General features: G+C 72.0%; 22 protein-coding genes and 1 pseudogene. 16 read left to right on the top strand and 7 right to left on the bottom strand.

Annotation, left to right across the window (positions count from 1 at the left end; all coding sequences use genetic code 11):
* Window positions 1–279 precede the first annotated feature (279 nt).
* The 5 genes from ACFCX4_RS06365 (at window position 280) to ACFCX4_RS06385 (ending at window position 3,692) form a co-directional block, all read left to right on the top strand.
* Window positions 280–453 carry a hypothetical protein gene (locus ACFCX4_RS06365; protein WP_376139349.1) on the top strand — a complete coding sequence of 58 codons (174 nt, stop codon included), beginning with the start codon at window positions 280–282 and terminating at the stop codon, window positions 451–453.
* Window positions 454–522: 69 nt separating this feature from the next.
* On the top strand, window positions 523–1,416 hold the full coding sequence (locus ACFCX4_RS06370; RefSeq protein WP_376139351.1) for a hypothetical protein: 894 nt from the start codon (window positions 523–525) through the stop codon (window positions 1,414–1,416).
* 295 nt (window positions 1,417–1,711) lie between these two features.
* Window positions 1,712–2,260 (top strand): SigE family RNA polymerase sigma factor, encoded by a 549-nt coding sequence (locus tag ACFCX4_RS06375; RefSeq protein WP_376139353.1) that lies wholly within the window; start codon window positions 1,712–1,714, stop codon window positions 2,258–2,260.
* Complete coding sequence (locus ACFCX4_RS06380; RefSeq protein WP_376139354.1) at window positions 2,257–2,841, top strand: PASTA domain-containing protein; 585 nt, start codon at window positions 2,257–2,259, stop codon at window positions 2,839–2,841. Before ACFCX4_RS06375 ends, ACFCX4_RS06380 begins: the two co-directional genes overlap by 4 nt.
* 689 nt (window positions 2,842–3,530) lie before the next feature.
* Window positions 3,531–3,692, top strand: coding sequence for a hypothetical protein (locus tag ACFCX4_RS06385; RefSeq protein ID WP_376139355.1), 162 nt, complete (start codon window positions 3,531–3,533; stop codon window positions 3,690–3,692).
* A gap of 281 nt (window positions 3,693–3,973) precedes the next feature.
* Here the strand turns inward: ACFCX4_RS06385 and ACFCX4_RS06390 are convergent, their stop codons facing one another.
* On the bottom strand, window positions 3,974–5,320 hold the full coding sequence (locus ACFCX4_RS06390) for a helix-turn-helix domain-containing protein (protein ID WP_376139356.1): 1,347 nt from the start codon (window positions 5,318–5,320) through the stop codon (window positions 3,974–3,976).
* 150 nt (window positions 5,321–5,470) lie between these two features.
* Between ACFCX4_RS06390 and ACFCX4_RS06395 the strand changes: the two genes are divergently transcribed.
* The gene (locus ACFCX4_RS06395) at window positions 5,471–5,707 is read left to right on the top strand and encodes a hypothetical protein (RefSeq protein ID WP_376139357.1); all 237 of its coding nucleotides are present in this window, start codon (window positions 5,471–5,473) and stop codon (window positions 5,705–5,707) included.
* A 557-nt stretch (window positions 5,708–6,264) separates the two neighbouring features.
* Window positions 6,265–7,146 carry a DUF4394 domain-containing protein gene (locus ACFCX4_RS06400; RefSeq protein ID WP_376139358.1) on the top strand — a complete coding sequence of 294 codons (882 nt, stop codon included), beginning with the start codon at window positions 6,265–6,267 and terminating at the stop codon, window positions 7,144–7,146.
* Between the two features lie 1,377 nt (window positions 7,147–8,523).
* Here ACFCX4_RS06400 and ACFCX4_RS06405 read toward each other — a convergent pair.
* Window positions 8,524–8,886, bottom strand: a complete 363-nt coding sequence (locus tag ACFCX4_RS06405) for a hypothetical protein (protein WP_376139359.1) — start codon at window positions 8,884–8,886, stop codon at window positions 8,524–8,526.
* The gene (locus tag ACFCX4_RS06410; protein ID WP_376139360.1) at window positions 8,883–10,502 is read right to left on the bottom strand and encodes a nickel/cobalt transporter; all 1,620 of its coding nucleotides are present in this window, start codon (window positions 10,500–10,502) and stop codon (window positions 8,883–8,885) included. The genes ACFCX4_RS06405 and ACFCX4_RS06410 overlap by 4 nt, the downstream gene beginning before the upstream one ends.
* A gap of 739 nt (window positions 10,503–11,241) precedes the next feature.
* On the opposite strand from ACFCX4_RS06410, the gene ACFCX4_RS06415 reads away from it, so the two are divergent.
* The 6 genes from ACFCX4_RS06415 to tgmC all read left to right on the top strand — a co-directional run bounded on the left by ACFCX4_RS06415 (window position 11,242) and on the right by tgmC (window position 17,931).
* Entirely contained in the window at window positions 11,242–12,624 is a 1,383-nt protein-coding gene (locus tag ACFCX4_RS06415) for a DUF4331 domain-containing protein (protein ID WP_376139361.1), read from the top strand.
* 84 nt (window positions 12,625–12,708) lie between these two features.
* Window positions 12,709–14,019, top strand: a complete 1,311-nt coding sequence (locus ACFCX4_RS06420; RefSeq protein ID WP_376139363.1) for a tetratricopeptide repeat protein — start codon at window positions 12,709–12,711, stop codon at window positions 14,017–14,019.
* 541 nt (window positions 14,020–14,560) lie between these two features.
* Window positions 14,561–14,833, top strand: coding sequence for a putative ATP-grasp-modified RiPP (gene tgmA / locus ACFCX4_RS06425; protein ID WP_376139364.1), 273 nt, complete (start codon window positions 14,561–14,563; stop codon window positions 14,831–14,833).
* 302 nt (window positions 14,834–15,135) lie between these two features.
* On the top strand, window positions 15,136–16,020 hold the full coding sequence (locus ACFCX4_RS06430) for an IS5 family transposase (RefSeq protein ID WP_376139378.1): 885 nt from the start codon (window positions 15,136–15,138) through the stop codon (window positions 16,018–16,020).
* 31 nt (window positions 16,021–16,051) lie between these two features.
* The gene (locus ACFCX4_RS06435) at window positions 16,052–16,792 is read left to right on the top strand and encodes a hypothetical protein (protein ID WP_376139366.1); all 741 of its coding nucleotides are present in this window, start codon (window positions 16,052–16,054) and stop codon (window positions 16,790–16,792) included.
* Window positions 16,789–17,931 carry an ATP-grasp peptide maturase system methyltransferase gene (gene tgmC, locus ACFCX4_RS06440; protein ID WP_376139367.1) on the top strand — a complete coding sequence of 381 codons (1,143 nt, stop codon included), beginning with the start codon at window positions 16,789–16,791 and terminating at the stop codon, window positions 17,929–17,931. The genes ACFCX4_RS06435 and tgmC overlap by 4 nt, the downstream gene beginning before the upstream one ends.
* 464 nt (window positions 17,932–18,395) lie before the next feature.
* Here tgmC and ACFCX4_RS06445 read toward each other — a convergent pair whose 3' ends face one another.
* The 3 genes from ACFCX4_RS06445 to ACFCX4_RS06455 form a co-directional block, all read right to left on the bottom strand.
* Entirely contained in the window at window positions 18,396–18,665 is a 270-nt protein-coding gene (locus tag ACFCX4_RS06445) for a hypothetical protein (protein WP_376139369.1), read from the bottom strand.
* Window positions 18,666–18,705: 40 nt separating this feature from the next.
* Window positions 18,706–19,056: a peptidoglycan-binding protein gene (locus ACFCX4_RS06450; protein ID WP_376139370.1), complete on the bottom strand. Its 351-nt coding sequence runs from the start codon at window positions 19,054–19,056 to the stop codon at window positions 18,706–18,708.
* 672 nt (window positions 19,057–19,728) lie between these two features.
* Window positions 19,729–19,884, bottom strand: coding sequence for a hypothetical protein (locus ACFCX4_RS06455; protein WP_376139371.1), 156 nt, complete (start codon window positions 19,882–19,884; stop codon window positions 19,729–19,731).
* Between the two features lie 411 nt (window positions 19,885–20,295).
* Here ACFCX4_RS06455 and ACFCX4_RS06460 point away from each other — a divergent pair, with 411 nt between their 5' ends.
* Window positions 20,296–20,730 carry an Hsp20/alpha crystallin family protein gene (locus ACFCX4_RS06460; RefSeq protein WP_376139373.1) on the top strand — a complete coding sequence of 145 codons (435 nt, stop codon included), beginning with the start codon at window positions 20,296–20,298 and terminating at the stop codon, window positions 20,728–20,730.
* Between the two features lie 301 nt (window positions 20,731–21,031).
* A pseudogene (locus ACFCX4_RS06465) lies at window positions 21,032–21,415 on the top strand (DUF2267 domain-containing protein); the annotation flags it as partial.
* Between the two features lie 126 nt (window positions 21,416–21,541).
* Here the strand turns inward: ACFCX4_RS06465 and ACFCX4_RS06470 are convergent.
* Window positions 21,542–22,711, bottom strand: coding sequence for a serine hydrolase domain-containing protein (locus ACFCX4_RS06470; protein WP_376139374.1), 1,170 nt, complete (start codon window positions 22,709–22,711; stop codon window positions 21,542–21,544).
* Window positions 22,712–23,433: 722 nt separating this feature from the next.
* On the opposite strand from ACFCX4_RS06470, the gene ACFCX4_RS06475 reads away from it, so the two are divergent.
* A complete protein-coding gene (locus tag ACFCX4_RS06475; protein ID WP_376139376.1) occupies window positions 23,434–25,059 on the top strand; it encodes an amidase in 1,626 nt (541 codons plus the stop codon).
* The last annotated feature ends 72 nt before the right edge of the window (window positions 25,060–25,131 follow it).

Genomic DNA, 25,131 nt, shown 5'->3' on the forward strand with positions numbered 1-25,131 from the left:
CGGCACCTCGATGTCGCCGTAGCCGTCGTCCAGGAAGACGATGCCGTACTTGTCGGTGTAGGCGTCATAGACCACCCAGCCCGACACCACCGCCTCGAACTCCGGCCCGTCGGCGCTGTCCCACAGCCACCCCACGCCCCGCTCCCTCCCCCTCGGTGCCCGTGCTGACCGCGACCCGGCAGCGCCCCAGGTTCCACCGTGCCCAGATCGCGGTGCCGCCTTGTCGGGCCCGGTTTCCCCGGGATGGCCTTGCTCTGTCCGTCCCTGTCCGGTCGGACCGTGGTGGGTGGTCGAATCTGTGTCACCCAGCCCTACCCGCCGGTCCTGGCGGCCGTCCTCCAGCGACGCGGGGGCATCCCCGTCGCCGTGCGCGAAGCCGTCCTCGACCAGTTGGGGAACCGTTCGCCCGTTACCCTGCGGGAGCGGACCGAGCGGCGCTGGTGCGCCACCTGAAATGCCGTCGCGAATGTCAGTGGATCGTGCAAACGTTCTCCTTGCTCAACCCCCTCTAACGGAGAAATCGTGACGATCCGCCGTACCGCCCTGATCACCGCTGCCGTGATGCTCACTCTGTCCGCCGCAGCCGCTTGCGACGACGGCGACACGCGGTCGGCCCCGTCGGCCGCCGCCAGTTCGCCAGCCACGGCGAGCGCGACCGCGAGTGCGAGCAGCACTCCGAGCGCGAGCTCTACTGCGGAGGCCTCCAAGCCCGCCGCCAGCCCGACCCCGACCGCCGCACCGACCGCCACGGGCGCGCCGGTCGACGCGTCCGGCGCGTTCGACCCCGCGATCGCCCTGGCCAACGCGGACCGTACGCCGTACGCCGCGACCGAGACCATGAAGACGACCGCCACGGCGGACGGCCAGGGGTCAGTGATCACGAGTACCGGCCGGGTCAACTTCAACACCCCGACCCGTGAAGGCCGGAGCGAGACGAGGATGACCCTGGGGAACAGTGACGAGCCGGTGCTCTGGATGGAGGTGATCAACACCGGAGCGGCCGTCTACACCCGCGACAGGACCAAGCCCGGAAGCGCCTGGGGACAGACGGACACCGACAGCGACGACCGGGTCGACGACGCCGCCGTCTACGCCAAGGTGCTCGCCGACGCCGGCCCCGCCGCCCGCAAGGGGATGGAGCAGAAGAACGGCATCCCGGCCTACCACCTCGCCTCCCGCCTGACGGCCGCCCAGATCAAGACCATCGACCCCGAGGACTACCAGAAGATGCTTTCCAAGGGCGTCGACGCGAGGGAGTACGACATCTGGATCGACCGGTCCGGCCGGGTCCTGGCCCAGACGATGTCCATGAAGGTGCCCCGTGGCGGTACGACCATCACCTCGACCATCACCGTGACCTACACCGACTTCGGACCCCGCGAGACCTTCACCGCGCCGACCACCGCCGCCAGCTGACAACCGCAACCGACGAGCTGCCCGTTCCATCCCTGCTCCACGTCCGGGCGGGCTCATCCGGTCATGCCGCACTGCGTTGGCGGTGCGGCCCGGCCGGATGATGGCGACCGCCCGGGCGTGGAGCCTCCGGTCCTGGTCCGGGCTGCGGCTAGCGGCTGCCGGCGTCGAAGGCAGCCGGCTCCCGTAGGGCGCGGCTGTGATTCACGTCACTGCCGGCGGCTCGGTGCAGCATCCGGCCCCGTTCCGCCGTCATGGGGGCAGTGATCGGGACGGGACGAGGAGAGGAGGTCGGCGGGTGAGGTTTCGCAGGAGCGGTCCGGGCAACGGATTCACGGAGTTCGTCGCACAGCGGTCGGGAGCGTTGTTCCGCACCGCGTATGCGCTGACCGGTGACGTGCACGTGGCCGAGGATCTGGTGCAGGAGGCGCTGGAGCGGGCGTGCCGACATTGGCGGAAGGTCGCGGTGGCGGACTCGCCGGAGGCGTACGTGCGCAAAGTGCTGGTCAACCTGGCCAACGACCGCTGGCGGCGGCTGTCGCGCCGGGGCGAGCGCCCCGGGCTGTCGGGGGTGCCCGAGACGGCCGACCCCCGGGACCGGTTCGGGCAGGTGGATCTGCGCGCGGAACTGATCGAGGCACTGCTCGGGCTGCCGATGGGCATGCGCAGCGTGGTGGTCCTGTACTACCTGCACGATCTGGACGCCCGGCAGGTCGCCGACGTCCTGGACATCTCTTCGAGTGCGGTGAGGTCCCAGCTCGCCCGCGGCCTGGCCAAGCTGCGCGATTCCGTATCGGGCGCCCAGGCGCCGCACACGCCGTCGGCCGCTTTCGGAGGTACGAAGTGAGGAACACGTCGTCCGGACCGGCCCCGTTCGAGCCGGGCCTCGAAGCCGAGCTGCGTGCCGCGGTGGCCTCCTTCGCCGACGGGCCGACGGCGCCGGTCGTCGACGCGGCCGCGATCGAGCGGGCCGTCAGCCGCAGCCGCACCCGCCGGGCGGTCCTCGGCACCGCTGCGGCGTGCTGCGTGCTGGTGTGCGCCACGGCGGGGTTCTTCGCGCTGAGGCCCGTGCCGCCCGCGCCCGGCGCCTCCCCGTCCCTGTCCTCACCGGCGAACGGGGCGTGCACCCCGCTCGCCACCGGCACCCCCAGGAGCGGAAGCGCCGATGCGACTCCGGCACAGCAGCAGGAGCAGGAACAGACCGCGGGAGCGGGCATCGCGCTGCCGGACCTGGCCGGCATGCCGGTCGAACAGGCCGGAAGCCTGCTGCGCGGACTCGGACTGAGCTGCACGATCATGCGGCACACGGACTGGAACGCTCCCGCCGGGCAGGTGATCAGCAGTCACCCCCGGGGCGGCGCAGAACCGGTGGCACCGGGCTCGTCCGTCCTCCTGCTGGTCTCGACGGGCAAACCCGGCGGAACCTGAGCGACCGGGCCCTTCGGGGGCTGAGGAGGATCGGAACGGTCGGTAGCGACAACGGGCCGATGACGGGTGTGGCTGCCGCCGATCGACCTGGCCATCGCGTACGTCAAGGCGCTGGACCCCGCGGCGGTACCCGCGTGGAGCAAGGCCTGGCACGAGCTGAGGATCCAGGAGGACAGGTCAGGCAACGACCTGACCTGTCCGCGGGCCCGGTACGGACCCGCCGCCCTTGGGCTCTGGAGAGCTGGGGAGGTGACTGCGAAGGCCGGAACGCGCCCGACGCGTACGTCCCGAGAGTCCCGAAAAGCACAGCTACTGCCCACGGCGGCGCCCCGTCCGGGACGGGGGCCCGGGCGGGGATCGGAGATGCAAGAGCTGTCACCGTCTTGATCATGGAGAAACGGGGCTCGCGGAGTGCGGTGATCGAGAGGGTCGGAGTGTGTGAGGCGGATGTCCACGGGCGGGCTGACCGAGCATGCCTGTGGACATCCGTCTGGCCGTGACTGCTGGCGCCGCGGCGACGTTGGTCCGGCATGACTACTGAGTTGTACCTGCCGGTGCGCTAGCCGGACGAGGCGGATGTCGAGTGCGGGCTGACCGGAGAGGAGGGGGAGGCGCTCGGGGTGGCGGCGGAGGCTGGCCGACGAGTTGCGGCCTGGGTCCGGGAGCTCGCGGCGCGGCAGGAGGTGGAGGTGCACCGCCGGTGCCTCGACCTCACGGCCGGTGCGGTCGAGCAGGCCAGCGGACCCGAGGCCGTGCCCGGTAGCGAGGGCGAGCTGGTGGACGAGCTGCGATACCTCCTCGACGGTGCCGCCGTGCTCGGGGCTGTCGCGAAGAGCAGCCCCCGGAGCTGACGGCAGGGGAGCGGATCGCGCTCGCGGCGGTCGTTGTGCTGGCCGCGGCGATGTCCGGCAGGGTGCTGAGCTACTACGACCGCGAACTACCGGTGCTGGCGCGCGTGATGGACGACGCGGTCGCGGCCGGCTCGGACACCATCCTCCGTGTGCGATCAGGGGCCGCCGTGCCGGGCGCGGCGCCTGGCACGGCGGCGGTGTACGGGGTGGTTCCTGGCGGGGACACGTTCCGGAGCCGGCAGCCTGGGGGTGTCCCCGGCCGGGGACACCCCCAGGCCGGGTCAGTGGCCGGCCTCGACCGGGCGGGCGGGGTCGGTCCAGACGGTGCCGCTGACCTTGAGCCGGTTCTTCTCGAACTGGCCGCCGTGGGGCTCGGTGGCGATGACGGTCAGGATCGCCACATGCTTCTCCCCGGTGAGCACGCAGATCCGGTCGCCCGTCTTCAGACTGAGGTTGATGGTGCCGCTGGGCACGTCGGCGAACAGGCGGTTGCAGTCGGCCAGGGTCGGGTCCGGGCCGGGCGGCACGAGGGCCAGACCGCGTCCGTAGGTGCTGATGCGCTCGCCCTGGGTGAGGCTGGCCAGCAGATCGGCGTGGGCACGAAGACCATCGACTGTCGGCGGGTCGGAGTCGAAGTCCGTCCCGTCGAAGGTGATCCAGGCAGTGCCGCTCCAGTAGACCACCGGGGCCGCACCGGCTGTCGGGCCCGTGGACGGGGGCGGAGTGGGCGTGGGCGGGGCGGCGGTGTCGGCGGCCGCGGCCGCGCTCGTGGTGGGAGACGGCGAGGCTGTGGGAGAGGACGGGGCCGTGACGCCGGTGCTGGGGGCCGGGGACGTGGCGGCGGTGGCCGGCGGGGCGGTGGAGGGGGCAGGAGCGGCGGTTGTGGGGGAGGCCGGGGGCGGAGTGGAGGACGGTGGCGGTGCCGCGGTGCTCCGGTCGTTGCGGGTGGCCAGGAGCGTCATGGCGACGGCGCTCACCGCGACCAGTGACAGGACCAGCAACGCGACGGTGATCCGCAGTCCCCGGCCGGAACCGGCGGGCGGCGCCGGGTCAGGAGGCAGGTAGGAGGCGAGACGCTCGATCTCGGCCTCCACGGCCGCGAGTTCCCTGCCCTGCTGGGTCCGTTCGCCCGTGTATGCGACGAGTTCCCTGTCCTGGGCGGCGTCCCGCCGCGCTCCAGGGGCGGTGAGTTCCTCGATCCGCGCGGTTAGTTCCCTGATACGGGCCCTCAGTCGGTCGGCGAGCTTCTCGTGGGTGTAGATGTCGAGCAGGAGCCTGTTGCCGTCCACGGACAGAGCCGCCTCGTAGAGGAGGAACGTCAGTTCCGTGACGCCTTCGCGCAGCCCGCGGCCCTCTGCGGCCAGGCGGTGCAGCCTGTCCAGGTAGGTCTTGCGGGGAAGCCGCTCGCCGCGCTCGAAACGCCCGATACTGGACTTGCTCTCGCGCAGATGCCGCTCCACGTGACGAAGCGACAGGCCGGTTCCCTCCCGCAGGACACGCAGGTGAGATCCGAGCCTCACCGAGGCGTCGGCGCCGTCGGCGGTGCCCGCCCGTCCGGCCGGCCCCCGGGCAGGCACGTGCTTTTGGGGAAGCCTCGGATCCTGCCTGCCCTTGCCGTACTCGTACATTCCGCGTCCCTCCCGCGTCGGCCCTTTCCCCCGCCCGCCCGGGGACGGTGTCCCCGCCCGGAACGTGCTTGAGGCCGGTGACACCGTGGCGCAAATCTAGGGCCCGTAGCCGCCGCCCGGCGGCCATTTACCCGACGAAGGAGCCCGATCGTGATCGAGGCGATCTCCCGCATCACGAGCCTGCCGCCGCGCGCTCTGGCCGCCCTGATGACCGCGGTACCGGTCATCCTGATCGTCACCGTCAACCTGCCCGCGGCCCTCCTGTGGTCCTTCCGCCCCGGGCCCAACACCCGCAGCAACGAACTCCTCGGCTCGGTCACCGCCTGGACCCACGCCCTCAACCCCGCCGCCCCTTCGCCCGACCCGGCACCGGACGCCACCGGCTGACCGGCCGCCAGAACCAGGGGCACCCGACGGCGGCGGCGCGGCGGTGCCTGGCCGCCGCACCCCGCCTCCGGTCCGGCACCCGCAGCCGACACCTCCGCCACGAGCCCCTGTACCGGCCGGGCCCACGCCGGGAAGCCGCCCGGCACAGGCGCTGCGGGCGGCGCGGCCCTCAGATCGTCCAGTGTCCCGCCCGGACGGTCGCGAACCCGGACCTCCTGCCAGGCAATCCGTTGATCCGCCGGCGCGGCCAAGGATGGTGGCGGAGCGCCCCGCAGAGGTCACTCCCCTTCCCTCCGTCACCCGGACAGGTGATCCCGCAGGCCGTACCATCCGCGGCAGTCGCTCACCCGGATGCGGCGTGTGAGCAGCGACGTGACGACCCCTCCCGTGCGACGCATGACCGCCGCCCGCGGAGTCCACCGCGGGCGGCGTGCCGGGCCGTGCGGGTGACCCGGTGGCATGTCGCGGGCCCCGTTGCACCGGCGGTGTGCGTCCCTGAAGGAAAGCGGGCCCGGACCAGCCGGTGCCCCGCTGCGATCCGGAAGGAAGCAAGCACCGTGCGCAGACACACGACGGCCGTCCTGGCCGCCGCGACCACCGCGGCCCTCGCATTCACCCTCGCCCCCGGCGCCACCGCCCTGGCCGCCGGGACGAACACGGGGGAGCAGCTGCACGCGATCGGCCTGACCGACGACCAGCACCTGGCCGACTTTCCCGTCGCCCACCCCGGCCACGTCCACGACATCGGCCCCGTCACCGGACTCACCGGCGACACCCGCCTGGTCGGCATCGACTACCGCGTCCAGAACCGCGCCCTGTACGGCGTCGGCGACCGGGGCGGCGTCTACACCCTCGACGACACCACCGGCTGCGCCACCAAGGTCTCCCAGCTGACCGTCCCGCTCCAGGGCGGCTACTTCGGCGTCGACTTCAACCCCGCCGCCAACCGGCTGCGCGTCATCTCCGACACCGGCCAGAACCTGCGCCACAACATCGACGACCCCGCCGGTACGCCCGCCGCCGGTACCACGGTCGCCGACGCCGCCCTGACCAACCCCGCCGTCCCGCCCGCGACCACCGGCACCACCGCTCTGGGCGTCACCGGCGCCGCCTACACCAACAACGACCTCGACACGGCGACCGCGACGACCCTGTTCGACCTCGACACCGCCAACGACCGCGTCTCCCTGCAGTCCCCGGCCAACGCCGGCACCCTCGCCCCCACCGGCCGCCTCGGCGTCGACGCCGCCCCCGACGCCGGTTTCGACATCTACTACTCCGCGAGGAACGGCTCCAACCACGGCTATGCCGCCCTCGACGCCGCCGGCGCCCGGAGCCTGTACCACGTCGACGTGCTGACCGGCCGCGCCACCGCAATCGGGGCGTTCCCCGCCACCAGCCGCGTCACCGATCTCGCCCTCCCGCTCGACCAGGACTGAGTCCCGGGCCGTCGGACGACGGCACCGGGGCGGGAACCGCGCACCTCACCCGATCGGACCGCGGAACCCGCCCCTTCGCGCCCGGCACGATGCCGAAACCCTGCCGCGCGCACCCCTGATTCGCCACCGCCACCGCCCCGGACTGCTCACCTCACCCGAACGGACCAGCGCTTCCGCCCCGCCTGCCCCCGGCACCCGACCACCCGGACGACCGGTGCCCCTGGCCGGCGGCCACCCGCCGCGAAAGCCGCCCCCGACAGGCCCGGCGCCCACCCCGCAACAGGAGCGAGGCCGGGCCAAGACCGGCCGACTACTGCGCCCCGTCCGGAGTGCGGAAGCCTTGTCCGGGCAGGTGTGGCACCCACCCGCCTGTCCCGGGCCCCGGCGTGCTCGTCCGCGAGTACCCCCGCGGCCTCTCCTCGGTGGCAACCATGTGCTGTTGCAGCGCTGGGTGATCTCCACCCCAGCGCCGGGCGGGTTCCCTGACGGTCTCTCCGCTGCTGTGGCGGGCACCTTGACGGTTCACCGTGGCGGAAGCCCCGATTTCCTGTACTTCGGCACTGGCCGGGGTCTGTTTTGTGCTTGTCCGGTGGTTTTGCGAGAACGGACTTTGGGGACCTGGTCCCGGGCGCTGAGAACAGATGCTTGGTGCCCGAGGCGACGACGTTGCGCAGTGTCGGGCCACGCGCCCGAATCCGGACTGCCCGGGTCGTGCTGCGGGTCGTTCACTTGGTTGTGTCCCTGCCGGCGGTCCTCCTGATGGCCTGTTCTGTGGCGGCCGTCGGGAGTGCGCCGCACGCCAGAACCCGTCTTCGGACGACCTGATCGGCCGTCCCGTGACGATCGTCGCGGGACGGCGGGGCCGGGAGCCCACACAGGAGCGCATCAGATCAGCCCCTGCCCGCGTGGATGCACGAGCACGCAGCAGGGAGCCGTCTCACCATGTCCGAAGAGACCCGGCGCCGCCCGCAGGTCGTTCCGCCCGTTGTGGAGGAATCCGTAGTCCAGGGAGGACGGGAGCCGGTCGGTCGGCAGCCCGTGGGGCAGTGCGACCCCATCGTGGAGGCCGCTCTGCAGGGCGCCGTCCGGGGATCGGCCGAAGCCGTGGCAAAGGCGGTGGTCGGGAGCGGGGAAGTCACCGGGGTGATCCACTTTGCGCTCCGTAAGGCCGTCAGCGGCATCGGGCGGCCGACCGGCCTCGGCGGGGACGGCCGGTGGAAGTCGTCAACCGGGCGGCCGGGGCTGACAACCCGGCCGCGAGTCCTGGCCGGGAGTGCTTCCGTTCGCGCGCTGGCCGGCCGACGGGGCCGGCTGTCGGACAGGCGGGCGGGCCTGTGGTACTTCCGTGTCCCGGCCCGCCGTGACCGCGGGCACCGGCTATGGCCGCGGAACGTGGCGGGCGTCGCCGCCCAGCTCGGTGTACAGGCTGGTCCAGCGGCGGTCCCTGTCGCTCGCCGGCTGTCCGTCGCAGTACGCCTTGGTCCTGTTGGCCGTGTAGAAGCGCATCATCTCCAGCACCGCGGCGGGGTCGGACCTTCGCCCGCCGGTGTAGGCGCTGCCCGGGTTCCGGGTCTGGTGCGGGAGGCACGACGGGGTGGGTGTGGCCGGCTGGGCGTCGAATCTGCCGTCCGGGTCGTTCGAGCAGGCCGTCAGGAGCTGGGCGGACAGGAGGGTCAGGCACAGCAGGCGGGCGGGGCGGTTGGTCACGGTGGCGGGCCTCCGGTGGTGGCTGGTGGTCACAGGGCCGAAGGAAGGCTGCGGACGACGAGCCCCAGACCGACGAGCAGTACGAGCAGCGCGGTCAGTGGGGCACCGTAGGGGGCGATCCGGCGCAGTCGTCCGATGACCGGGCCGTTTGCCGTGCCTGCCAGCCGGTCGCCGAGGCGAACCAGGAGCAGGCCGACAGCGGTGAGGGTTGCGGCCATGCCCAGCCCGTAGGCGACCACGAGGGCTGCGCCGAAGAGGGTCCGGCCCAGTGCGACGGCGCCCAGCAGGACCACCAGGGCGGAGGGGCTGGGGACCAGACCGCCGGCGATGCCGAGGCCGATGAGGCTGTGGCGGCGGGGCGGTGACGGGTCGTGGTGGTGGCCGCCGAACAGGTGATGGCTGTGTCGGTGCCCGTGCCCGTGCCCGTGGGCGTGCGTGTGTCGGTGCCCGTGCGCGTGCCCGTGGACGTGTGGCTCTTGCGCTGTCGGTGCGGGCACGGCCGCGGCGTGAGCGAGTTCCCTCTCGGGCGCGTCGTCGGGCGCGGTACGGGCGTGGGGCGGGTGTCCATGGCGCTCGCCGCCGTGGGAGCGCCGTAGCGCTTCGCGCAGCAGGGCGGCTCCGACGACCGCGACCAGGGCCCCGCTGAGTACTCCCAGACGGCCGAGCAGCACGTCGCCCGCCAGGGAGGAGAACGCGGTCAGGCACAGGCCGACCGCGAGGACCCCGGCGGTGTGCGTGAGCGTGACGGTGGCACCGACGGTGACGGCGTCGCGGGTGCTGCCGCGGCGCCCCGCGATGTAGGCGGCCATCACCGTCTTGCCGTGCCCGGGCAGCAGCGCGTGCCCGGCGCCCAGCACGATCGACAGGAGAACGGCGAGCAGACCGACCGGAACGGTCAGACGCCGGGCGGCGCCGAGTTCGGCGAGACGGGCGTCGAGGCCGGCGAGCCAGGCCGCGGGCCCGGAGACGTCCGCTGCCGTGCCCGACTTTTGGGAAGATTCCGCGCCTGCACCAGGGCGGGCGTGGAACTGGGCGCGGGTGACGCCGCTGGGGCTGTCGAGCAGGTCACGGGGGTATTCCCGCAGTTCCCCCGAGACCGACCGGGCCGGGACGTCGGTGCGGTCGAGCTCGGTCCCGTCCCCGCGGGCGGTGATCTCGTTCCATCCGACCCGGCCCGGGTCGGTCCCGCTGCTCACGCGCACGGTGGTTCCGTCGGCCGGCAGGTTCAGGTCGGTGCGCAGCACACATTCCAGGCGGCTGGTGTCCAGGCCCGCAGAACCGTCCTCGTACCGGAACCGGGCGGAGTCCGTTCGCCAGGCCAGGGCCGTGGCCGACTGCTCGGTCGTCACCTGGAGGGCCTGCGCTGTCCGGGCGCACTGCTCCGATGCCCAGGAGGTGAGCTCGGTGTCGCCGACGATGCCGTCGCCGTCGCGGTCGATCTTCGGCCGTTCCTGCAGGGTGGGGATCTCGGCGGTGTCGGTGACGGCGAGGACCTCAAGGCCGTTGGGGCGCACGGTGATACCGAGGTAGTGGTTGAGGGAGAAGTTGCCCAGCGGATGGGCGCCGGCGGCGGGTACGGCGAGGCCGAGCAGGATCAGCGCGCCTGACGCGGCCGAACCTGCCCGGGTGAGGAATCGGGGAACCGCCACGCTGGGCCTCCGGGAACAGAGCCGGCCGCCGCGGCGGGCAAGCCCGGCGCGGCAGGAAGGGGGAGCGGGCTCGGTGGCCCGACGCACACGATTCGGGACAGCAGGTGGCCGGGATTGGTACCACCCCGGCTCCAGCGGCGGCATCACTCCGGCGGAGCACCGTCTCCGTACTCCTGTTCCCCGGCGTCGAACGGATGGGCGTGAATCGGCGGGCCTGCTGCCGGGTGCCGGGCACGCCTCCTCGCACCCCTGCCGGTCCTGTGGCACGATCACTTTCTGCCTCATTACCGCAACTGCAACTATGTCGCGACAAGGACGTGCGGCTGCCGAAGTGGCGCGAAGGGCATCCAGGGCCTGCCCGGCCGCCCCGCACTCCGGGACCCGCCGCGGCCGCCGGGCGCGTACGCCATGGCGCGCGCCGACCGCCACGAGCGGCACAGCCGCGCCCAGGCGGCCGACGGGACGACGGCGGGCAGCGGCATGCACCCGTGCGGGTGACCTTCGATGCCCCATGAGGGTGAGGCGACCCAACCGCGCCTGTGCCGTTCACGAAGTCGTGACGGGACCCGGTTCACAGTGCCGACTGCGGCTGCCCAGCCGGATCCCCGCTCCGCTGCCGCTGCCCGGCCCGGAGCGCAAACCCGCCCGTCACGGAAGTGAGAAGCCCACCCGTATGAATGTCATGCCCCGCCCCGCCCCCAGAAACTCCACCGCCCGCAGTGCAGCGCTCCTCACCGCCATGAGCCTCGCACTCGCCGGCACCGCGATCCTGGCTCCCGGTGCCGGTACCGGCACCGCCTCCAGCCACCGCGAGGCGCCGCTGATCGCCGCCGACCCGCAGGTCGACAACACCGACGTCTACGCCTTCACCAGCCCCGACAACAAGGACACCGTCACCCTGGTGGCCAACTGGCTGCCCTTCCAGGAACCCAACGGCGGACCCAACTTCTACCCCTGGGCCGACGGCGCGCACTACGACATCAACATCGACTCCCAGGGCACCGGAAAGCCCGACATCACCTACCGCTGGACCTTCCGTACCGAGGACCGCCGCGGAACCGACACCTTCCTCTACAACAACGGCGTCGTGAACAGCCTCACCGACCCCACCCTGCTCTTCCGCCAGTACTACACGCTCCAGGAACTGCGCCCCGGCTGCGACCCGGTCACCCTGGTCGAACACGGCACCGCCGCCCCCTCCGACACCGGCCGCGCCTCCATGCCCGACTACGCCGGGCTGCGCCGTCAGGCCACCGTGCAGCTTCCGGGCGGCGGGCAGACCGTGGCCACCTCGGCGGCCGACCCGTTCTTCCTCGACCTGCGGGTCTTCGACCTGCTCTACGGGGGCAACCTCTCCGAGGTCGGCCAGAACACCCTTGCCGGGTACAACGTCAACTCCCTGTCCATCCAGGTGCCCAAGAGCCGCCTCGCCTACAAGGGCGACCCCGGCCGCAACCCCGTCATCGGTGTGTGGTCCAGCACCGAGAAGCAAACCCTCAAGCTCAGTCCCGGCAAGGCCGAGCCGACCGGCAAATACGTCCAGGTCTCCCGCCTCGGCAACCCGCTCGTCAACGAGGTCGTGCTGCCCGCCGGCCTCAAGAACGCCTTCAACTCCCTCCCGCCCTCCGAGGACCACAACCAGCCCGCCGTGGTCAACAAGGTCCTGAACCCCGAGGTGCCGCAGCTGGTCCAGGCGATCTACGGTCTCCCCGCCCCGGCGACCCCGCGCACCGACCTCCAGGAGATCTTCCTCACCGGCATCGCCAAGGCCGCCAACGGCCCCTTCGCGGTCGACCTGAACTCCCAGCTGATGAACCAGGACATCGACCCCGGGAGGTTCGTCCCCGCCGAGGAACTGCGCCTCAACATGTCGACCCCGCTCACCCCGAACCCCGACCGGCTGGGCATCCTCAACGGCGACCTCCAGGGCTTCCCCAACGGCCGCCGCCTGACCGACGACGTCGTCGACATCGCCCTGCAGGTCATGGAAGGCGCGACCCCCGGCCACCTGATCGGAGCCCTCGCCGCCGGGGACAAGGTCGACGCCGCGGACAAGCCGTTCGGCAGCGCCTTCCCCTACCTCGCACTGCCGTACGACAAGGCCGTCAACCAGCACAACTGATGCCCCCCTGGCCGGGTGGGCGGCCGCACGGCCACTGTCGGCCGCCCACCCGGCTCACACCCGCCGCACCGTCGAAGGGCTCCCGTGCACCGCCTGCCCCTGTTCCTCAGCACCGTCGCACTGTGCGGCGTCCTGGCCGCGCTCGGGGCCCTGGACCGCACCGCACCGGCTGCCCCCCCCCCCCTCGCGGACACCACCCGCCCCCAGGACAGCCGCTCCTCACCCGAGACCGCACTGACGCGCGCGATCACCGCCGGCCAGGAGCGCCTGCGGCACATGCCCGACGACGCGTCATCGTGGGCACGCCTGGGCACGCAGTACGTCGAACAAGCCCGCCTCACCGCCGACCCGTCGTACTACCCCAGGGCCGACGAGGCACTGCACCGCTCCCTCACCCTCGCACCACACACGAACGCCGACGCCCTCACCGGCCTCGGGGCCCTCGCCAACGCCCGACACCTCTTCAGCCAGGCACGCGACCTGGCCGAACAGGCCATCGCCACCGACCCCGGCCACTGGCCGGTCTACGCCGTCCTCGCCGACGCCCGCACCCAACTCGGCGACGACGCCGGAGCAACCGAAGCCGTCCAGCAGCTGCTGGACCGCCGCCCCGGCACGGCCTCCTTCACCCGCGCCGCCTACGACCTCGAACAGCACGGCCGCACCGACGACGCCCGCGCCGCACTGCGCCAGGCCCTCGACGGCGCCTACGACCCCGCAGACAAGGCCTTCTGCCAGTACCAGATCGCCGAACTCGACCGAAACTCCGGCCGCACCGCCGACGCCCTCACCGGCTACCAGCAGGCCCTGCGGACCGACCCCGGCCACACCCCCGCCCTCGCCGGCCTGGCCCGCGCCGAAGCCGCCCTGGGCCGCACCGACGACGCCCTGCGCGACTACGCCACCGCCATCGCCCGCGTCCCGCTGCCCCAGTACCTCCTCGAACTCGGCGAACTCCAGGAGTCCCTCGCACACCCCGAACAGGCCCGCGACCAGTACCGCCTCCTGGCCGCCGAACAACAGCTCGCCGCGACCAACGGTGTCGTCGACGACCTCGCCCTCGGCCAGTACCAGGCCGATCACGGCGACCCCGCCGAAGCCGTCCGCCTGCTGCGTGCCGAATGGTCCCGCCGGCACAACGTCCTCGTGGCAGACGCCCTCTCCTGGGCCCTCCACCGCAGCGGTGCGGACCTTGAGGCCCTCAACCTCGCCCGACAGGCCCAGGCCCACGGCTGGCACAACGCACTCTTCCTCTACCACCTCGGTGAGATCGAACGCGCCCTCGGCCACACCGACGATGCCCGCACCCACCTCAACCAGGCCCTCACCACCGACCCCGCCTTCAGCCCGCTCCAGGCCCCGCACGCGCGCACCGCACTCACCACCCTCACCTGATCCCTCGGTCGTCCTCGCTCCGGCGCGTGCTGCCGAAGCCGGCAACTGATCTCGCTACCCGGGTACTTCCGCGATGTGCGCAGGTGGCGGCCGGTGGAGATCCGCCACGGCGTCCGGCGGCGTCCGGGGATGCTCACGGTGTGGCGGCGCCCGCCGGGCAAGCGCGCTCTGGGTGAAGCACGTCCGGTGAGCACCCGACGACCGGGAAAGGAGCGGGGCTGCTTCCTGTTGGACAAGGACCGCATCCGCCCCCCTGGAAGAGCCGCGGCGGCGGCGCGCGCCGGGCAGCTGACCCCTGTGCCTGCGGGAAGGACTTGATCACGACCAGGAACGGGATCGACCTCGGCGGCTGACTCCCGCGGGCGCGGGGAGGAGCAGTTGATTCGACTCTGTTCAAGGAACAGATTTCCGGTTGTGCTTCTGCGGTCCTCTGTCCTGAACCCCGCCGCTGAGGTAGCCGGGCCCGCCACAATGAGCCTGTACAACTCGGTGACCACGCCGGGTGGATGAGTGCAGCACCAGCATCGGAGGGGCAGCGGAGATGTCGCAGACACCGGTTCCGTGGGGGCTTACCAGGATGAGGCCGTATGCGGCCGGCGGGGTGGTTGCCGTTCCGCGGCTGACGCCTGTGATTGATCCGGAGACGCAGGTGGCCGTGGTGGTCGATGAGCAGGGGCGGCGGGTTGAGCTGGGGTCGCACGGCACGAGTACGGCGGGTGTGACGCCGACGCAGACCACGGCGGACGGCAATCCCGGAAGCCCGACCGATTCCGACAGTACCGAGTCGTACGACCAGGACCAGAGCAACGACTGATGGCCGCACACGGCGGGTCGGTGCTGGTCGTGACGGCAGCCACCGATGCGACGGCGGACATCGTGCTGCGCGTTCTCGCCGGGCGGTGTGTGCCGGTGGTCCGGGTCGACCCGGGTGTCGACCTGCACGAGGGCGCTTCGTTGTCGGCACGGTTCCGCATGGACGGCCGACGGGGTGTGCTGCGGACACCGAGCCGGGAACTCGATCTCGCCCGTGTCAGAAAGTGTTGGGTAATTGATCAACTGTGCCGTGATGCGCTGGTGGTGATCTTCGCGGGCCTGGTGTCCGCGAAGATCACCACCATGTGTGTCTGTGCGTGCAAGCCGTCCTACGACTCGTCGTTGACGGACTCCCAATGGGCGGTGATCGAGCCGCTGCTCCCGATGCGGGATCCCCGCCGGGCGGGCCGCCGGCTGAAGTTCCCGCGGCGGCTGGTCGTGGACACCGTGCTGTACGTCCTGGTCAGCGGGTGTGCGTGGCGGCTGGTGCCGCACGATCTCGCCCCATGGGACGTGGCCTGCCGGTGGTTCCGCGCCTGGACGGCCGACGGCACGTGGAACCGGGTCCACGATGCGTTGCGTGAGCGGGTCCGGGTGGAGGACGGGCGGGATCCGCAGCCCTCGGCGGCGGTGCTGGACTCGCAGTCGGCCCGCAGCCACCAGGGCGGCGAGGCGATCGGCTACGATGCGGGCAAGCGCGTGCGGGGCCGCAAGCGGCACCTGCTGGTGGACACCTGCGGGCTGGTGCTGCGGGCGGTCGTGCACTCGGCCTCGGTACAGGACCGGGCGGGCGCGAAGCTCGTCCTTTCCGGGATCCGGGAGGAGTTTCCGCAGGTCGGACTGGTCTGGGTCGACGGCGGCTACGTCAACGTCGTCGATGCCGGCCTGGTCGGCTGGGCAGCCGGGCACGAGAACCTGGAGATCGTCGCCGTGCCGCGCAACGCGGATGTGAAAGGCTTCCGGGTGCTGCCCCGCAGGTGGGTGGTCGAGCGGACATTCTCCTGGCTGGGACGGTGCAGACGGTTGGCACGGGATTACGAGCGCAAGACCGCGCACGCCGAAGCGATGATCAAGGTCGCCATGATCCGCCTCATGGCCGCCCGCCTCGCCGGCGAGACGATCGAACCCCGCGGCCCCATCGAGACCGAAGCAGCCCGCCGCCTCGCCGACGACCTCAAGAACGAGTGATCACCCGATTACCCAACACTTTCTCAGGTCGGTGTGGGTACGCCGGCCCACGCCGTACGACGGGCCGGCCGGTCTGGAGGGACAGGCCCGGCGGTTCGCCGCGCAGCAGGCGTTCTGGGGCGCCGGCGGCATTCTTGGCTCGATTCCGGGGGCGCACTACGTCAACCACCCGGGGGCGAACCGGGCGGCGGAGTACAAGCCTGCCCAACTCGCCGCCGCCCTGGCCTGCGGGTTCCAGGTACCCGACACGCTGATCACCAACGACCCTGCCGAGGCCCGGGAGTTCGTCGGCTCGCAGAGCCTCGGTGCGGTCTACAAACCCCTGTGGAACTCGCCGTACGATCCCGGCGGCAAAGCGCACGCCGTCTGGGTGCGCGAGGTCCACGACTCCGAGATCACCGATGCCGTGTCTGTCTGCCCGCACCTGTTCCAGGCCATGGTGCCCAAGGCGTTCGACGTGCGGGTGACGGCAGGCGGCGACCGGGTCACCGGCGTCCGGATCGACAGCCCCGACCTGGACTGGCGCCTTCGGCAGGACCTCATGACGTGCACACCCATCGGCGTCCCGCACTCCGTCGCCTCCGCCGTCTCCACCTACCTCGCCGAATTCACGCTGACCTTCGGCGCATTCGACTTCGCCGTCACCACCACAGGCGACTGGCACTTCCTCGAATGTAATCCCAACGGTCAATGGGCGTGGCAACCCACCCCGACAACCGACACGATCGCCCACGCCCTCGCCGACCAGCTACAGAAAGGCCACGCCGTATGAGCACCCCCGCCGACCTGCGCGCCGCCCTGGCCCACAGACTCACCGCGGACGGCACACTGACCGAACCCGCCTGGGCGGACGCTGTCAGAGCCGTCCCGCGCGAGCTGTTCGTCGGCCCCTACTTCGTTCCCGTCGCCGGAAGCTTCCCCACCAGCTACAGGACCGTTCGCGACAGCGACCCCGACTGGCTGGACGGCATCTACTCCGACACCACCCTCGTCACCCAGCTCGACGGCCGCACCAGCCCCGACGACGTACCCGACGGCACCATCACCGGCATCCCCACCTCCTCGTCAACCCTGCCCTCCGTCGTCCTGCGCATGTGGCAGCAACTCGGCGCTCAAGCGGGACAGCGTGTGCTGGAAATCGGCACAGGAACCGGCTACTCGACAGCCCTGGGCGCCCACCGCCTCGGGGACACCGGCCTCACCAGCATCGAGTACGACCCCGCGATCGCCGCTGCCGCCACCACAGCCCTCAAAACAGCCGGCTATGCACCTCGGCTGATCACCGGTGACGGACTTCGGGGAAACCGGGACGGCGGGCCCTACGATCGGCTGATCGCCACCTGCTCCGTCCGCTACATCCCGCTCGCCTGGCTCCACCAGGTCACGCCAGGCGGCCGAATCCTGGCGACCCTGTCCGGCTGGAGCTACGCCAACGCTCTCGCGCTACTCGACGTCACCGGGCCAGGGGAAGCCACTGGCCGGTTCATGTCCGACCCGGCCAGCTTCATGATCGCCCGGTCCCACGACCGCCCGCCCATGCCGACACTGGACCTGCTGCGCGGCCAGGAACGGCCGACCCGGATCGACCCCGCGGCACTCGACGACTGGACAGGCGGCTGGGTGGCGCAGCTCGCTGCCCCCTCGGCGATCCGCACCGGTGCCGGCGCACAGCAGATCCTCTGGGACATCGCCACCGGATCACAGGCCCGCACGGCATCCGACTCCGACGGAGGATGGACCGTCACCCAACGCGGCCCGGTCCGTCTGTGGGACAAGGTCGAGCAGAGTATCCAACTCTGGCAGGACGCCGACGAACCACACCAGGGTGAGTTCGGAATCACTGTGTTCGGGGGCACACAGCGCGTCTGGCTCGGCAGCGAGGCCGGTCCCAGTTGGAACCTGCCGATCTGAGCGACGCAATCCCACCCAGGAAACAGGCCTTCACCGTGCGGCGCCCCGTGCTCGCGGGGAAGACGCGTCGTCCGCCAGCGCGTTTCGCATCGCGGCCAGCCGACCCTGCGAGCGCGGGGGTCCCGGAAGGGGGAGGCGTGGCCGGCGGTGAGGGCGGTGCGCAAGTGGCCGTACTGGACGGCGACGGTGACGGTGCTGCCGGGGAGGCGGGCGATGTGCCAGGCGAGGGGCGCGGCGGGGAAGCGGGCTGTGCCGATCGCTCCGTGCGGGTCGGGCGGGATCACCTCACCCGGGAGGTGTCGCTCTGCCTCCTGGCTGGCCCAGATGATGAAGTCCTTGATCCGGGCGCGGACGGTCTACCACTCAGTCGCCTCAAGGATCGCGTCCTGCATCGATGGACTGCCCGTATGGCCCGAGTCGTCGATCACCTTCAGCTCCGCGTCCGGCCACGCCTCAGCCGGCTCCTACGCGGTTTTCAGCGGACTCCCCAGGTCGAGCCGGCCGTGAATCAGCACCGCCGGGATTCCCGGCCAGCCAACCCGCTTCGCACGGGAGTTGTCCGAATTCGAGTCTGCATCGTTCACGAAGTAGTTGGCACGGAACCGGACGGAGACCATCAGCGCGTCGTCGGGCTTGTCGCTGCATGTGCCGGGCTTGCCGAGTGCCTCGTGCGCGATGACGGCGTCCTCCCAGATACACCAGTCCCGCGCAGCCCCTGCCCCGTACCGCCTCATCCGTGCTGTTCATCAGCCGGTTGTGGACGCGCCAGCAGCCTCAGTCGAGGCAGCGCCAGGTTTTGGGGCCGATGACGCCGTCACGAGTGAGGTTGCAGTCGCCCTGGACCGCCCTCACTGCGTCATAGGTGTTCTCGCCGAAGACGCCGTCCACGGTGACAGGGTGCCCCCACTTTCCGAGCTTGCACTGGGCGTGGCGGACGGCGTTTCCAGCACTTCCCCGGGCGATGGTGGGGTGGTTCTGGCTGTAGCTTTCGGAGCAGTAGTCGACTGTGATCGGGTTCTGCGCCCTGGAGGTGGCGTGTGCGGCTACTGGGCTCATTCCTGCAGTGACCATGGAAAGTGTCGTGATCGTCACGATCTTCACAGCCTGCTTCTTGATCGTCATCATGATGACGATGCTAGGGGATATCTGACTGCTGGGTTAAGGCAGTATTCCGACGTTTCGCCGCGCGCCGATTTCTACAGTCGGCCAGCGCCCCCGCTTCCCACGCGAGGCACGGGACAGTTCGCCGCACTCGCCTACCTCCGCTCCCACCTTTCGGAGGGTACCGCCGGCACTGCGGGGGAGTACGCCACCTTCGACGACGTCGGATCTGTCGAGCGTGCCCAGGAACTGTTCGACGCCGTCGTGGACCTGGTCGATGTCCGCGGTCGCCCAGCTTGCCCGGCCGCCCGCCTCTGCGCGCGAGACCCCGGCGCCGACCACACCGACCAGGCGGCATGAAGAAGGGGTGGGCCCAGTCCTTCCGGGCCACCCCTGATTCACCGCAACCCCGTCGCCGCCGGCGCCCGCCGGGGCAGTCGCCCCGGGGAGCGAATCGACGGCTCATCAGACATCACCGTCGGCTCCGCTGCGCCCCTGGGCCTCGGCGCCCGTGACTGCACGAAGGAGCAGCACTGGCCGACTGCACCACCGGGGCGGGCCGCGACGGTCATCGGGGCCGTCTGGAGCGGGTACGTCGCCGGGGACGCCCAAAGCGCTGACCGGGCCCCTGGACGCGACGGTGGGACACGGGAGCCGGTTCTGGTGGCCTGGGTGCTTGCATGCTCCCAGCCACTGTCAGGCCGGGCGGTTGTTCGCGGGTGTGGTCTGCGGATCGTCCGGATCGGGGTCGGGCGGTGGCCGGCTGGGGTTGGCGAGGTGCTGGTGCAGGGCGTCGAGCCGGGCGAGGTGGTGGTCCATGGCGGCGTTGACGGTGTTCGTGGTGGTGGCCACTCGTGTTTCGAGGTCGTGGATCCGGTTCAGGAGGTCCTGCCAGGGCCCTTCGGCAGTGGCGACAGGGTCAGGCGCGGCGTCGGTCACCGTCATTGCGGAGCCGGGTGGTGTGGTGGGTGAGGGAGTCGAGGCGGGTGGCGAGGTCGCTCTGGCCGGCGCCGAGGTGGGGGCGGACGGCGGAGAGGGGTGCTATGAGGTCGGCGGGGTCGGTGGTGCCGAGGGCGGCGGTCAGGGCGGCCTGGGCAGGGCGGGCGCCGGGTGCGAGTGCGGCTGTGGTGATCCGGGCGGCGAGGACCCGCAGCTGGCGGCGTTGTCGCGGGCCCAGACGGTGACCGATGGATGACGCGCTAGAAAAGGAGTCAGGTGAAGCGCACCGGCCCCACAGCCCAAACCACCTGGAGGTGTTTCGCGATGCTGCTGCGCACTGACCCGTTCCGCGAGCTGGACCGACTGACCCAGCAGTTCCTCAACACGACCGGTACCTGGTCGCGTCCGGCACCGATGCCGCTGGACGCCTACCGGGTCGGCGACGAGTACGTGATCTGCTTCGACCTGCCGGGAGTGCACCCGGAGGCGATCGACACCGACGTCGAGCGGAACATGGTGACCGTCAAGGCCGAGCGCCGCCCGCGCCAGGAAGGCGAGGGCATCAAGCGGGAACTGTCCGAGCGCCCGCTCGGCGTGTTCTCCCGCCAGGTCATGCTCTCCGACACCCTCGACCCCGCCGGGATCACCGCCGACTACGACGCCGGCGTGCTGACCCTGAAGATCCCGGTCGCCGAGAGGGCCAAGCGCCGCAGGATCGAGATCAGCCACAGCGGAAGTTGCAAGCAGATCCCGGCCTGACCCGCTCCCCGATGCGGTTCCGGCCGCCCTCGATCCATCCCCCGTCGATCGAATGGGCGGCCGGAACACCCCTCCACCGCCGGGCCGGCCCATTTGGAGCGGTCCGCGGCGACGCGCAAAGGCCATGAACGGCGCAGCAATCAGCCCATCATCGTGCGAGCCCACGGCGAGATCGACCTCGGCACCGCACCCTGGCTGCACCGTGCCCTGGCCAGAGCGGGTCTGCACCGGAGCCTGGCCGTCGAGCCCTGACCGGCGGCGGGCGGCTTGCCGGGCAGGCCGGGACGGAGGGAGAACTACGATGTCGCTCCGCTGGGAGGCCCTCCAGGACGAGGTCCGGGAGCGCGGTGAGTACGACAGCCTGCAGGAGGCCGAGCGGGCCGCCCGGGTGGTCCTGGCTCGGCTCGGCGCCCACCTGGTCGGCGACGCGCGGGCCGAACTGGCCGCCCGGCTGCCCGAGACCATGGCCCTGATCCTGCTCAACCCGCTCCAGGACGCCGGGCCGCTCAGCGCCGAGCGGTTCTTGCGCGTGACCGCGGCCTGGATCGAGGGCGCCACCGACGCCACGGCCCTGCGGGGCATCGGCGCCGTCCTGTCCACAGTGGCTGACGCCGCCGGCAAAGACCTCATGGACCAGGTCCTGTTCCAGCTGCCGCCCGGCTACGACCCGCTGTTCGGCCGCCCCACTGCAGGGACACAACACTGCCCCGACCCTGACCACCCCCACACACTGCCGGACCGCCCGGCGGTCGGCGCTGCAGGGAGCAGGCCGTGCTCGGTTCCCGCCCGGGTACGGCCTGCGGGAGATCTCTCAGCGGCAGAGCGCCTCGTCGACGGCGTCGGCCACCCGCTGCTTCGCCTCCGGCGACGGGGGCACCGCCGTCACGGCAATGTTCACGGCCCGGCCGTCCTCCGTCACACCGCCCCGGGTGGCGTACCCGGGCAGCGTGCCGCCGTGGCCCCAGGACAGGCCCCCGCAGGAGAGCGGGCGGCTGGCGAGCCCCAGTCCGTAGCGGGCGCCGGGGCCCACGTACTCCGCCGGGACGGTCGTGCGCATCTGGGCCAGCTGCGCCGCGGGCATGAGCTCGCCGCCGATGACCGCCGAGAAGAACCGGTTCAGGTCGGCGGGCGTCGACACCAGAGCGCCCGCGCCCCACGCCCAGGAGGGATCCATCTCCGTGATGTCCAGCGGCGGGGCGCCGTCCTCCTTCACGTACCCGTGGGGGTGGCGGTCGCGGATGGTCATGTCCCCCTGCGCGGGGAAGTAGGTGTGCTTCAGGCCGGCCCGGTCGATCACCCGTCCGGTGATCTCCTCGCCCAGGGGCCGCCCGGTGACCCGCTGGACGATCAGCCCGGCCACCACGTAACCCGTGTTGCTGTACCTCCACCCTTCCCCCGGGGCGAAGTCGGCCCTGTGCGCCAGCGCCGCGTCCAGCAGTTCGCGCGGCTCGTGGTAGCGGTACAGGTCGGAGAGCTGCATGACCTCCGTGTAGTTCGGCAGTCCGCTGGTGTGCTGCAGCACCTGACGGACGGTGATCCTGCGGCCGTCGCCGCCCTCGCCCCGGACGAGTCCGGGCAGATAGGTGTCGAGCGGGGCGTCCAGCTCGACCCTGCCCTCCGCCACCAGCTGGAGGACCACCACCGCGACGAAGCTCTTGGTGTTGCTGCCGGCCCGGACCTGCCCGTCGGCCGGCACCTTCGCCCCGGTCGCCAGATCGCCCACCCCCGCCGTGTAGGTCCGGGTGCGGCCGCTCCGGTCTTGCACCGCCGCCAGCGCGCCGGGCGCACCGTCGTCGGACACCAGGGCGTTGAGCCGCAACTGGACGGTGTCCTTGTTCGCCGCGGCCGCGGCGGGAGCGTTTCCCGGTGCTGCGGCGACGGCCGGGGCCGCGGAACCGAGGGCGAGGGCTGCGGCCGCCACGGCGGCGGCCGCAGCACCCCGGCGCGGGGAGCGGGACCGGTCCGGGGAAGGGGAGTTCACGGAATGCCTCCTCAGGCAGGGGTATGCGCGAAGGTGCCGGACTTTCCCGGCCCGATCAGGACATCACGCGGTCCTGCCGGCCACCGTCGCCACCGAGGATGACTGCGCACCCCGCATCCTCATCCTGACGGCGTATCACGAACCCTGGACATGCCGCCGGAACACCCGAGGTGATGCCGTGCGGGGCCGGACCGCCTCGGGGGCACGGCCCGGCCCGTGCCGGAGAGTGTCGGATGGTCGATCAGCCGGCTGAGGTGATCCGCCGGCGTTGAACCGCCGGACCGGAACAGAAGGCCTGGCCGGCCGTCATGGCGGGGTACACCACGAGCCGCAGGGCAGCGCGTGTTCCCGGCGCGCCGAGCACGGCCACCGGCGAACCCCTCCCGCCGCCGGCCGGCCTCGCGGCTCGTTCGCGAAGGTCCTGCCGGTGACGGCACCGGCCGCCGGGTCGTTCGCAACGTGCCCGGCGTGCTGGCCGGTTGGCCGGTTGGCCGGTTGGAGTGCCGAAAGGGGTGGAGTATTCCCCACCCCGGTGACGGGGGCAAGCCGCTGATCGTTCGGGGGGAGTGCCTCGTTCCGGTGGGCGGGCGGCGGTGCCTAGCGTGGTGGCCACGAGATCGAGGCCGCGCGCCGCACCCGCCCTTCCCGGCGCGGCGGCGCCGTCGGCGGGGCCGTTCGGGCCCCGTGCCGGGGTGCCTCGGCGACAGGGGTGGGAGACAACCATGCGTTCGTTCGTCAGGACTCCGCTGCGCTGCGCGGCGGTCGCGGCCGTGTCGATGGCCCTGCTGGCACCGGCGGCGGCACAGGCCGACACCGGGCCGGCCGCGGCGGCCGCGGAGCGGATCGCGGGGGTGGATCCGGACCGGGTGACGATCCCGGATCTCCAGCAGGCTCTGGAGCGCCACCGGCTGACTTCCGAGCAGCTGACCGCGCTCTACCTCGACCGGATCCGCCGGCTGAACCCGCGCCTGGGGGCGGTGGTCACCGTCAACCCCGACGCGGTGGCCATCGCGCGTGCGAGCGACCGCGCACGGCGCTTCCACGGTGCGCGCGGACCGCTGGAGGGCATTCCGGTCCTGCTCAAGGAGAACATGGACACCGCCGACCGGCAGCCGACGACGGCCGGTTCGACGGCGCTGGCGGCGGCGAAGCCCGCCAAGGACGCTGAGCTGGTCCGGCGGCTGCGCGAGGCGGGGGCCGTCGTCCTGGGCAAGGCGAACATGACGGAGTGGGCCAACTTCCGTTCCCCGATGGCCGTCGCGGGCTGGAGCGCGGTCGGCGGCCAGACCCACAACCCCTACGTCCTCGACCGCAGTGCGAGCGGTTCGTCCAGCGGGTCGGCGGCCGCCGCCGCGGCGGGTCTGGCGGCGGTGACGATCGGCACCGACACGGGCGGCTCGATCGTGGACCCGGCGGCCACCACCTCGACGGTGGGCGTGCGCCCCACGCTCGGGCTGGTGAGCCGCACCGGCATCGTGCCGATCACCAGCCGCCAGGACACCGCCGGCCCCATCGCCCGCAACGTCACCGACGCCGCGCTGACCCTGTGGGCGATCCAGGGCCCGGATCCCGCGGACCCGGACACCGCACCCGCCGCGGGCACGCTCCCGCCCGACTACCGCACGGTGCTGGACCGGGGGGCCCTGCGCGGCAAGCGGATCGGCGTCTGGCGCGAGGGACACACCGGCGTCGACGCCGACGTGGACCGGGTCTTCGACGCCACTGTCCGGAAGCTGAGGGAACTGGGCGCCACCGTGGTCGAGGGCGCGGACGTACCGCAGCCCGAGAAGCTCCACGAGCACCTGCTCCCGGCCCTGCTGGCCGAGTTCAAGCACGACATCAACGCCTACCTCGCCGCCACCCCGGGCTCCCACCCGGCCGACCTGGCGGGCCTCATCGCGTACAACAAGGAGCACGCCGGGATCGAGGACATGGCGAGGTTCGGGCAGGAGCTCTTCGAACTCGCGGAGCCGACCGCCGGTGACGTCGACGACCCGCAGTACCGGGCCCACCGCGCCGCCGCGGTCGACCTGGCCCGGCGCGCCATCGACGACACCCTCGCGGCCCACGGGCTCGACGCGATCGTCACCCCCACCACGCTCCCCGCCACGCCGGTGGACTTCCAGCCCGACGCCCCCAGCCCCTTCGCCAGCACGACCGACAACTCGGTGGTGGCCGGCTACCCCCAGATCACCGTGCCGGCCGGCTACACCGGCCGGGGGCTGCCGCTCGGGGTCACCTTCCTCGGCACCCGCTTCAGCGACGCCCGCCTCCTCGGCTACGCCTACGCCTACGAGCAGGCCACCCAGGCACGCCACGCCCCGCAGTACCTCCCCACCCTTCCGTAGCCCGCCACCCGGGGGAGACCCGCTGGCCACCGGAACCGGCGGCCGCCGTGCCGGACGCGGACAGCGTCCGGC

The sequence above is a fragment of the Kitasatospora sp. NPDC056327 genome, assembly GCF_042261735.1.
GTDB lineage: Bacteria > Actinomycetota > Actinomycetes > Streptomycetales > Streptomycetaceae > Kitasatospora.

Excerpts from the sequence above, each read along its gene's own strand:
- ACFCX4_RS06390 (WP_376139356.1), bottom strand. The coding sequence starts at position 5,320 with ATGTACGAGTACGGCAAGGGCAGGCAGGATCCGAGGCTTCCCCAAAAG.
- ACFCX4_RS06415 (WP_376139361.1), top strand. The coding sequence starts at position 11,242 with ATGAGCCTCGCACTCGCCGGCACCGCGATCCTGGCTCCCGGTGCCGGT.
- tgmA (WP_376139364.1), top strand. The coding sequence starts at position 14,561 with ATGTCGCAGACACCGGTTCCGTGGGGGCTTACCAGGATGAGGCCGTAT.
- ACFCX4_RS06430 (WP_376139378.1), top strand. The coding sequence starts at position 15,136 with ATGTGTGTCTGTGCGTGCAAGCCGTCCTACGACTCGTCGTTGACGGAC.
- tgmC (WP_376139367.1), top strand. The coding sequence starts at position 16,789 with ATGAGCACCCCCGCCGACCTGCGCGCCGCCCTGGCCCACAGACTCACC.
- ACFCX4_RS06445 (WP_376139369.1), bottom strand. The coding sequence starts at position 18,665 with ATGAGGCGGTACGGGGCAGGGGCTGCGCGGGACTGGTGTATCTGGGAG.
- ACFCX4_RS06450 (WP_376139370.1), bottom strand. The coding sequence starts at position 19,056 with ATGATGACGATCAAGAAGCAGGCTGTGAAGATCGTGACGATCACGACA.
- ACFCX4_RS06460 (WP_376139373.1), top strand. The coding sequence starts at position 20,296 with ATGCTGCTGCGCACTGACCCGTTCCGCGAGCTGGACCGACTGACCCAG.
- ACFCX4_RS06475 (WP_376139376.1), top strand. The coding sequence starts at position 23,434 with ATGCGTTCGTTCGTCAGGACTCCGCTGCGCTGCGCGGCGGTCGCGGCC.